General features: G+C 64.5%; 8 protein-coding genes. 5 read left to right on the top strand and 3 right to left on the bottom strand.

Annotation, left to right across the window (positions count from 1 at the left end; genetic code table 11):
* The 5 genes from ubiA to Q0602_RS13295 all read left to right on the top strand — a co-directional run.
* Window positions 1-849: 4-hydroxybenzoate octaprenyltransferase (gene ubiA / locus Q0602_RS13315; protein ID WP_298844083.1), on the top strand; the 849-nt coding region annotated here is incomplete at its 5' end.
* A 145-nt stretch (window positions 850-994) separates the two neighbouring features.
* Complete coding sequence (gene phoB / locus Q0602_RS13310) at window positions 995-1,684, top strand: phosphate regulon transcriptional regulator PhoB (RefSeq protein WP_295035372.1); 690 nt, start codon at window positions 995-997, stop codon at window positions 1,682-1,684.
* Between the two features lie 8 nt (window positions 1,685-1,692).
* A complete protein-coding gene (phoR, locus tag Q0602_RS13305) occupies window positions 1,693-3,045 on the top strand; it encodes a phosphate regulon sensor histidine kinase PhoR (RefSeq protein WP_295035374.1) in 1,353 nt (450 codons plus the stop codon).
* Window positions 3,046-3,181: 136 nt separating this feature from the next.
* Window positions 3,182-4,852 carry a methyl-accepting chemotaxis protein gene (locus Q0602_RS13300; RefSeq protein WP_298844078.1) on the top strand — a complete coding sequence of 557 codons (1,671 nt, stop codon included), beginning with the start codon at window positions 3,182-3,184 and terminating at the stop codon, window positions 4,850-4,852.
* A gap of 26 nt (window positions 4,853-4,878) precedes the next feature.
* Entirely contained in the window at window positions 4,879-5,796 is a 918-nt protein-coding gene (locus Q0602_RS13295) for a M23 family metallopeptidase (RefSeq protein WP_298844075.1), read from the top strand.
* Window positions 5,797-5,959: 163 nt separating this feature from the next.
* On the opposite strand, the gene Q0602_RS13290 is transcribed toward Q0602_RS13295, so the two are convergent.
* The 3 genes from Q0602_RS13290 to cysZ all read right to left on the bottom strand — a co-directional run bounded on the left by Q0602_RS13290 (window position 5,960) and on the right by cysZ (window position 8,827).
* Complete coding sequence (locus Q0602_RS13290) at window positions 5,960-7,009, bottom strand: siderophore-interacting protein (protein WP_298844072.1); 1,050 nt, start codon at window positions 7,007-7,009, stop codon at window positions 5,960-5,962.
* A gap of 178 nt (window positions 7,010-7,187) precedes the next feature.
* The gene (locus tag Q0602_RS13285; RefSeq protein ID WP_298844066.1) at window positions 7,188-7,799 is read right to left on the bottom strand and encodes a superoxide dismutase; all 612 of its coding nucleotides are present in this window, start codon (window positions 7,797-7,799) and stop codon (window positions 7,188-7,190) included.
* A 296-nt stretch (window positions 7,800-8,095) separates the two neighbouring features.
* Window positions 8,096-8,827: a sulfate transporter CysZ gene (gene cysZ, locus Q0602_RS13280; protein WP_298844063.1), complete on the bottom strand. Its 732-nt coding sequence runs from the start codon at window positions 8,825-8,827 to the stop codon at window positions 8,096-8,098.
* Window positions 8,828-8,836 lie beyond the last annotated feature (9 nt).

Genomic DNA, 8,836 nt, shown 5'->3' with positions numbered 1-8,836 from the left:
CTGCCCGACTTCCTTCGCCTGACGCGTCTCGACAAGCCGATCGGCACCTGGCTTTTGATGTGGCCGACGCTGTGGGCGCTGTGGCTGGCGGCCGACGGGCTGCCGGATCGCGCCACGCTGATCATCTTCGTGATCGGTGTCTACCTGATGCGCGCCGCCGGCTGCGTCGTCAACGACTACGCCGACCGTCATCTGGACGGCCACGTCAAGCGGACCCGGGAGCGCCCGCTGGCGACTGGACGGATCAGCGAGCAGGAGGCCAGGATCCTGTTCGCGGGTCTGGTGGTGCTGGCTTTCGTGCTGGTCTGCTTCACCAACCTGGCCACCGTGCTGCTCTCCTTCGTCGGCGTCGCGCTGGCGGCGATCTATCCGTTCATGAAGCGCTATACCCATCTGCCGCAGGTGGTGCTGGGCATGGCGTTCTCGTGGAGCATCCCGATGGCGTTCATGGCGGTGAGCCGCGAGGTACCGCTGGAAGCGTGGCTGCTGCTGCTCGCCAACGTTGCCTGGACCGTGGCCTACGATACCCAGTACGCGATGGTCGACCGCGACGACGACATCAAGATCGGGATCAAGTCCACCGCGCGGCTGTTCGGCCAGTGGGACAAACGGATCATCGGCCTGCTACAGGTGCTGACCCTGGCCCTGCTGACCTGGATCGGCATGCGGACCCAGCTGGGCGGATTCTTCTGGCTGGGCCTGGCCGCGATGGCGGCCACCTTCGTCTATCAGCAGTGGCTGATCCGGGAACGCGAGCGCGACGCCTGCTTTCGCGCCTTTCTCAACAACTTCTGGTCCGGGCTGCTGCTGTTCGCGGGACTGATGCTTGCCCTGTGGCCACCGACCTGAATGATGCGATTGGCACGGCTGTCATATCGATGTCATATTTTCACGATGTAATCGTCACCGTTCTGTCACGGCCGGAAGCTACGCCCGATGGTGTCATCGACGCCACGCAACCAGGCTAACCGGCGGCTCACTCGAGGCATTGCGCATGAGCTCCAAGACCGTACTCATCGTTGACGACGAGTCATCCATCCGCGAAATGATCGCCGTCGCCCTAGAAATGGCCGATTATCGCGTACTGGAAGCCGACAACGCCCAGACCGGCCACGCCATGGCGCTGGACCAGAAACCCGACCTGATTCTGCTCGACTGGATGATGCCCGGCACCAGCGGCATCGAACTCGCGCGCCGCCTGAAGCGCGAGGAGGCCACCGCCGAGATGCCGATCATCCTGCTCACCGCCAAGGGTGAAGAGGACAACAAGGTCCAGGGGCTGGAAGCCGGCGCCGACGATTACATCACCAAGCCGTTTTCACCGCGCGAGCTGGTGGCGCGTCTCAAGGCGGTGTTGCGCCGGGCCACGCCGCCGGGTATCGAGGAGGCGGTCGAGGTCGAGGGGCTGCGGCTCGATCCCTCCAGCCACCGCGTCACCTCCAACGGCGGCGCCCTGGAGATCGGCCCGACCGAGTATCGCCTGCTGCAGTTCTTCATGACCCACCAGGAACGTGCCTACACCCGTAGCCAGTTGCTGGATCAGGTCTGGGGCGGCAACGTGTACGTGGAAGAGCGTACCGTCGACGTCCACATTCGGCGCCTGCGCAAGTCCCTGGGCGAAGCGCACCAGCATCTGGTCCAGACCGTGCGCGGCACCGGCTACCGCTTTTCGATCAGGGAGTAAGTCAGGACGTGCGCTACTGGATCAACGAACTGTGGCGCCTCGGCTACATGCTGTTCGGGCTTGGCGCGATGGGGCTGTTGCTCGGCGAACTGGGCGGCGACCTGCTCGCCGGAATGGGATGGGGGCTGGCGGCCGGCCTGGGGCTCTATGTCTTCCTGCACCTGCGCCACGTGCGCATGCTCTATGTCTGGCTGCTGAAGAACCCCCGCGAGGCGCCACCACCCGGTACCGGCGTCTGGGGCGATCTGTTCGACCGCCTGTATCACTATCAGAAAGCGCAGACCCAGCTGCAGCAGCGACTGCGCGACATCCTGCGGCGGATCCAGGACTCCTGCGAGGCGATGCGCGACAGCGTGGTGATGCTGGATCCCCAGGGCGATCTCGAGTGGTGGAACAGCGCGGCCTGCGACATGCTCGGCCTGCAGCCCGATCACGACCGCGGGCAGCCGATCACCAACTTCCTGCGCGACCCTCGTTTCATCGCCTACTTCGAGACGGGCGACTATCGCGAACCGCTGCTGATTCCCTCCCCGGTCCAGGCCAACCGCACCCTGCAGTTCAATCTCACCCTGTTCGGCGACAACGAACGCCTGCTGATGGCGCGGGACGTGACCCGACTGCACCAACTGGAGATGATGCGCCGCGACTTCGTCGCCAACGTCTCCCATGAACTGCGCACGCCGCTGACGGTGCTGGCCGGCTATCTCGAAACCTATTCGGATCATGCCGACCAGTTGCCCCAACGCTGGCAGCGCGGGTTCGGCCAGATGCAGGCCCAGACCACGCGCATGCAGAACCTGGTCGAGGATCTGCTGCTGCTGTCGCGGCTCGAGATCGACAGCCCCGACGACGACCGCGATACCCTGGACGTGACCGCCCTGCTCCACGATATCGCCGCCGATGCCCGCGAGTTGAGCGCACAACGCCACCAGTTGTCGATAGAAGCCGAAGAGTCGCGGCATCTGCTGGCGAACACCAAGGAGATACGCAGTGCCGTCTCCAACCTGGTCTTCAACGCCGTTCGCTACACGCCGGAAGGCAGTACCATCACCTTGCGCTGGAAGCCCTGGCACGACGGCGCCGCCATCGAAGTGGAAGACAACGGCGACGGTTTCGACCCCATCCATATCCCGCGGCTGACCGAGCGCTTCTATCGCGTCGACAAGGGTCGCAGTGCCGCCACCGGCGGTACGGGACTGGGCCTGGCCATCGTCAAGCATGTGCTGCTGCGTCACGACGCCAGCCTGGAAATCGTCAGCCGTCCGGGGCTCGGCGCGCGCTTCCGCTGCGTGTTCCCGGCGGCGCGCGTGGCGCCCGCACTGCCGACCTCCCCCTCCTCCGATACGTCGACATCAGCCTGACCAATCCCCTCCTTTTTCGGCGCTCTCCTTCGATACCCGCTCAATCTTCGGCGTTCCCGGCCGATAACGAGATCGGTTCATAGCCACTAGTTGTTTATATGAATTGCTTCTCGCGAAGAAAAGGACGCCCCTGAAGATGACGATGCGACGAAAACTCTGGATCACGGTTGGCCTGATGTGGCTGGGCATGCTGATTCTGGTGGGCTGGATGGCCCTGGAAAAGCGCGAGACGCTGATGGCCGAGCGCGTCAGCAGTCTCAAGAGCTTCGTGGCCAGCGCCCAGACGCTGGTCGAGCGCTATGTCCAGCGCGCCAACGATGGCGAGTTCTCCGAGGACGCCGCCAAGGGCTTCGCCCGCAGGAACCTGTCGGCGCTGGATCTCGACGGCAGCTATGTCTACGCCTTCGATAGCGATATTCATCTGGTCTATCACCCCAAGCGCGACATCGGCACGGACATGAGCGGTTTCCGCGACGACAACGGCGTCTACTTCTATCGCGAGCTCAAGGCGCTGGCGGACTCCCCCGACGACGGCACGCTGGAGTACACCTCCACCAATGCCGATGGCCAGGACGTATCGCGCCTCAACTACGTGCGCTACGTCCCCGAGTGGGACTGGTACCTCGCCGCCAACGTCTATATCAGCGACATCCAGCACGCATTCTGGGCCGGCGTGTTGAAGATGAGCCTGATCGCCGGCGTCATCGGCATCATCATCACGCTGCTCATGGGCTGGATCATCCGCAACGTGCTGGGCGACCTGGGGGGCGATCCGCGCCAGGCGCGCGATGCGATCCGGGGCATGGCCGAGGGCGATCTCACCACCGCGCTGCAGGTCAAATCCGGCGACCGACGCAGCCTGCTCGCGGCCATCGAGGGCATGCGGATTCACCTGGCCGAATCGATGGCCAACGTTCGCCACGCCTCGACCACCATCACCGTCGGCGTGGGCCAGATTCACAGCGGCAATCAGGATCTGGCGGCGCGAACCGAGCAGCAGGCGGCGTCCATCGGCGAGACCGCCTCCAGCATGGAGGAGTTGACCCAGACCGTGCGCCAGAACGCCGACAACGCCCGCCAGGCGAGCGGCCTGGCCGGCGAGGCACGCAACACCGCCGCAGAGGGCGGCGAGATGATGGATCAGGTCGTCTCGACCATGCAGGGCATCACCGACAGTTCGCGCCGGGTCACCGAGATCGTCGGCGTGATCGACTCGATCGCCTTCCAGACCAATATCCTGGCGCTCAACGCCTCCGTGGAAGCCGCCCGGGCCGGCGAGCAGGGCAGGGGCTTCGCAGTCGTCGCCAATGAAGTCCGCACGCTGGCCAGCCGCAGCGCCGATGCCTCCCGCGAGATCCGCGAGCTGATCGACGCCTCGAATCGCAGGATCGATGCCGGCTCCGAGATCGTCGGCCAGGCCGGCGAGACCATTCGTCGCGCCGTGGACTCGGTCGCCCGCATGACCGATCTGATCGAGGAGATCTCGATCGCGTCCGGCGAACAGTCCAACGGTATCGACCAGGTCAACGAGGCCGTGGTGCAGATGGATCACGTCACCCAGCAGAACGCCTCGCTGGTGCAGCAGGCCTCGGCCGCCGCCGCCACGCTCAATGCGCAGGTGGCGACGCTGGAACGGGCACTGGCCGGGTTCAAGATCGCCGACGTCGAATACGACGAGAGGGTGTCGCGCTATCGTTCGCCATCCCCCTCGACCACGACGCCGGCATTGGCGGCAGCATCATCGCCGGGTGCCGCGACCGCGACACGGTCGACGTCGAGCGATAGCGACGACTGGGAGTCGTTCTAGGAGAGTTTCAGGGGCCATCGCGGCGCATGATGAACCGCACGGCACATCGGGTTATGGTGGCGGCATCCCGCGATACGGAGTGCCGACAGGTGGCGATGATTCCTTCCTTTCTCTGGTGGCGCCGACGAGTCGGCGCCACCGTCTTCATGCTGCTGCTGCTGGCGGGCGTCACGCTCGAGACTCGGGCCGATACGGTTCCGATCACCTTCCCCGACAGCGTCCAGCAGGGCTCGATGGTGATCGGTCGGGTGCCGCCCGGCAGCCAGGTCTCGGTGGCGGGGCACGATCTCAGGGTCACCGGTTACGGCACTGTGGTGTTCGGCGTCGGGCGCGATGCCAGTGGTCGTCAGACGGTGTCGATCACCACCCCGGATGGCCGCCGGCAGAACGTCGCGGTCGCGATCACGCCTCGGGACTGGCCGATCGAACGCATCGACGGCGTGCCGCCCAGGACCGTCTCGCCGCCGCCGGAGATCGCCCGGCGTATCCAGCGCGAGCAGGCCGCCGTCAGCGCCGAGCGTGCGCGCAACGACGACCGGGTGGGTTTCGCCCAGACCTTCATCTGGCCGGTGGAAGGGCGCATCAGCGGGCGTTTCGGCAACCAGCGCATCTATAACGGCACGCCGGGATCGGCGCATTCGGGCATGGACATCGCCGCCGCCGAGGGTACGCCGGTCAAGGCGCCGGCCAGCGGCGTGATCACCTTTGCCGACGATCTCTACCTGACCGGCGGTACGGTGCTGCTCGATCACGGTTACGGCATCAGCTCCAACTTCCTGCATCTGTCACGGATCGACGTGAAGGTCGGCGATCGCGTCGAGCAGGGAGAGGTGATCGGCGCGGTGGGATCGACCGGGCGCGCCACCGGGCCCCACCTGCACTGGGGCATGAACTGGTTCGATACCCGCATCGACCCGCTGCTGGTACTCGATAGGGCTAAATGAGCCCGAGCTTCGTCGGAAAAAACGGCGAGCGATGGCCAGACAAGGCAAAAATTGGCGAAAAAAGCGGAGTTTACGTGGGTGTAAATGAGCACTTTGACCGGGCTGGCGTTCCAGCCGATTTTTAACGCCGTATGGGCGAGCGCAGACATTTTTCAGACGAAGCTCAGCGTTTCCAGTAGCCCGTAACCAGATGCTGCCCCTTCTGCAGCCCGAACTCCTGCTTGAGCCGTTTTCTCAGGCGCTGGCTGACGTCGGCTTCGCCGGCGAACCAGACGAACAGATCGTCGCGGGTGTCGGGCATCGCCTCGACCACCGCCGAGGCAAGCTGTTCGCTGGGTGCGTGACCACGACAGCGGTGACGCCAGCTGATGCGGCAGTGATCGGCGACCGGCAGCTCCAGTTCATCCACCGGCGATTCGACCTCCAGCCACGCCTCGACCTGCGCGCTCGCCGGCAGCGTTTCCAGCAATCGCGCGATGGCGGGAATGGCGGTCTCGTCACCGGCCAGCAGATAGTGCGACGCCTCGGCGACGCCCCGCCCGTAGGGGCCGGCCATGCCGCAGATGTCCCCCGGCTTGGCCCGGCGGGCGAAATCGCCCCCCGGCCCCGGCGCTTCGTGCAGCAGAAAATCGATATCCACCTCGCCGCTGGCGACGTCCAGCCGGCGGATGGTGTAGTAGCGAATCTCGGCCCGTCGATCTTCCGGCGGCCACTGGGTACCGCCTTCCGCCGTGGGGCGCGGCCACTGGGGACGGTCGATACCGGGCGGCGGAAAATGCAGCCGCACGTGCCACTCTTCCGGGTGATCGAAGCGCGCCAGGTTCTCGCCGGTCAGCGTCAGGCGGCGGATGCTGGGGCTCAGCTCCTCGATCCGGGCAACCCGCATCTCGCGGAAGTTGGCAAAGGTCGGCGCCGCCACCACGTCTCCATGCCAGTGCAGCGGCAGTGCGTTGTCGCCGGCGAACAGCGCGACGTAGTGTTCAATGATCCCGCGCAGCGTTTCCAGGCCGTCCCTCGCGTCGGCTTCGGCCTCGAGATGAAGACCGACCCGGCTCACCGAGAAGCGCGCTTCCCCACCCGGCAGGTCGATCGCCACCTGGCGCTCGTCGCTGCGATAGGCCACGTCGTACTCATCCAGAAACGCTATCAGGCGCAATCGAAAATCATTCACATCGGTAAGCGTCAGCGTGGCGTCGCAGCGTTGTGCAGTCATGGTGTCGGATCGTCGCGAGGGTGGGTCGATGAACTGAGCCGGCAGGACGCCAGCGCGGTCAGCGTACCAGAAAAGCCGCTGAGGGGGGAATCCTTGCCGAGGCGGGAATCAACGCAAGATGCCCCCGGGGAGCGGAGGCATCTTGGGACGGCTTACGCCGGTAACATCGGCCTGTCGATCAGGCGATGGCTTCGGCGTAGCGGCGGTTGACTTCATCCCAGTTGATGACGTCGAAGAACGCTGCGATATAGTCCGGACGCTTGTTCTGATACTTCAGATAGTAGGCGTGTTCCCACACGTCCAGCCCCAGAATCGGCGTCAGACCTTCCATCAGCGGGCTGTCCTGGTTCAGGGTGTTGATGACCTTGAGCTTCTTCTCCGGCGTCACCACCAGCCAAGCCCAGCCACTACCGAAACGACCGGTAGCCGCTTTCTTGAACTCTTCCTTGAAGGTCTCGTAGCCGCCCAGCTCGCTCTGGATGGCTTCGCCCACCTTGCCGGTCGGCTCGCCACCGCCATCCTTGGACATCACGGTCCAGAACAGGGAGTGGTTGGCATGGCCGCCACCGTTGTTGATGACAGCCTGGCGCTTGTCCTGCGGCACCTTGTCGATATCGGCCATCAGCTTGTCGACCGGCACATCCTCGAGCCCCGTACCTTCCAGTGCGGCATTGAGGTTGTTGATGTAGGTCTGATGGTGACGAGTGTGGTGAATCTCCATCGTCATCGCGTCGATCTTGGGTTCCAGCGCGTCATAGGCGTAGGGTAGCGACGGTAAGCTATGAGCCATGATCAAAACTCCCTTTCATGAGGAGGCATTGCCCGACGTGGGCGCCTCTCGGGTGAATCAAAATAGTGAGCAACGCGTCGCGGTGTCAAGCAAGCCCGATCTTCGCGCAGCGTTGCCACGATAAAATATCACCTTGATTTCAAAAAGATTTTCCGAAGCCTTGGCGAGGCCGGTTGCGCAGCTTCGGCAAATCTCCCTGTCGTCCAATCTAGATGGCGTGTCCTGCGGCGGCTTTCAACCCCATCCGCCATTTTTCTTGTCGATCCCGGCTTCCGTCGGCGTGCGCCTGCAGCGCGCTATCGACGGGTGGCCGGCACCATGGAGCGGTAGTAGCGATCCCATAGCATCACGCCACCGGCAACGCCGCCGGGCAGCAGAATCAGGTTGAGTACCGGAACCCAGGTCGCCACCGACATGCAGGCGCCGTAGGTCAACGTCGGCCACCAGCGCCCGCGCAGGCGGCGGAGCATGTCGGTGAAGCCGACCTGATTGTTGTCCATCGGGTAATCGAGATACTGGACGGCCATCATCCAGGCCGAGAACGCCGCCCACAGAAACGGCGTGATCAGGTTCAGTCCCGGCACGAACCCCAGCAGGAACAGCACCGCCATACGCGGCAGGATGTAACCTAGCTTGACCAGTTCCCGCCCCAGCGCATCGACGCCGGCCTTCATCAACCCGCGCTCGTCGCTCGGTGGGCGCCCGGTAACCCGGGTTTCCACCTTTTCGGCCAGGAAACCGTAGAACGGCGCCGCGATCAGGTTGGAGACCAGGGTGAAGGTGAAGAAGACGATCAGCGCCAGGGCGACGACCAGCAGCGGCCAGATCAGCCACTCGAGCCAGGTCAGCCAGCCGGGTATCTGGCGCATGCCGTAGTCGAGCCAGCCGCCGAAATTCTCGAAGAGATAGAAGAGCGTGCCGCCATACAGCAGCAGGTTGACCAGAACCGGGCCGATCACGAAGCGGCGCAGCCCGGGTTCGAACACCAGGCGCGTGCCTTGGATAATCGCTTGCAGGGAATAGATCATGCTGAATCC

It is taken from the genome of uncultured Salinicola sp., from assembly GCF_937921195.1.
Taxonomy (GTDB): Bacteria; Pseudomonadota; Gammaproteobacteria; order Pseudomonadales; family Halomonadaceae; genus Salinicola.
Note: the sequence above shows the minus strand (reverse complement) of the source record. Positions and strands in the feature narration are given on the sequence as shown.

Excerpts from the sequence above, each read along its gene's own strand:
- phoB (WP_295035372.1), top strand. The coding sequence starts at position 995 with ATGAGCTCCAAGACCGTACTCATCGTTGACGACGAGTCATCCATCCGC.
- Q0602_RS13300 (WP_298844078.1), top strand. The coding sequence starts at position 3,182 with ATGACGATGCGACGAAAACTCTGGATCACGGTTGGCCTGATGTGGCTG.
- Q0602_RS13295 (WP_298844075.1), top strand. The coding sequence starts at position 4,879 with ATGATGAACCGCACGGCACATCGGGTTATGGTGGCGGCATCCCGCGAT.
- Q0602_RS13290 (WP_298844072.1), bottom strand. The coding sequence starts at position 7,009 with ATGACTGCACAACGCTGCGACGCCACGCTGACGCTTACCGATGTGAAT.
- Q0602_RS13285 (WP_298844066.1), bottom strand. The coding sequence starts at position 7,799 with ATGGCTCATAGCTTACCGTCGCTACCCTACGCCTATGACGCGCTGGAA.
- cysZ (WP_298844063.1), bottom strand. The coding sequence starts at position 8,827 with ATGATCTATTCCCTGCAAGCGATTATCCAAGGCACGCGCCTGGTGTTC.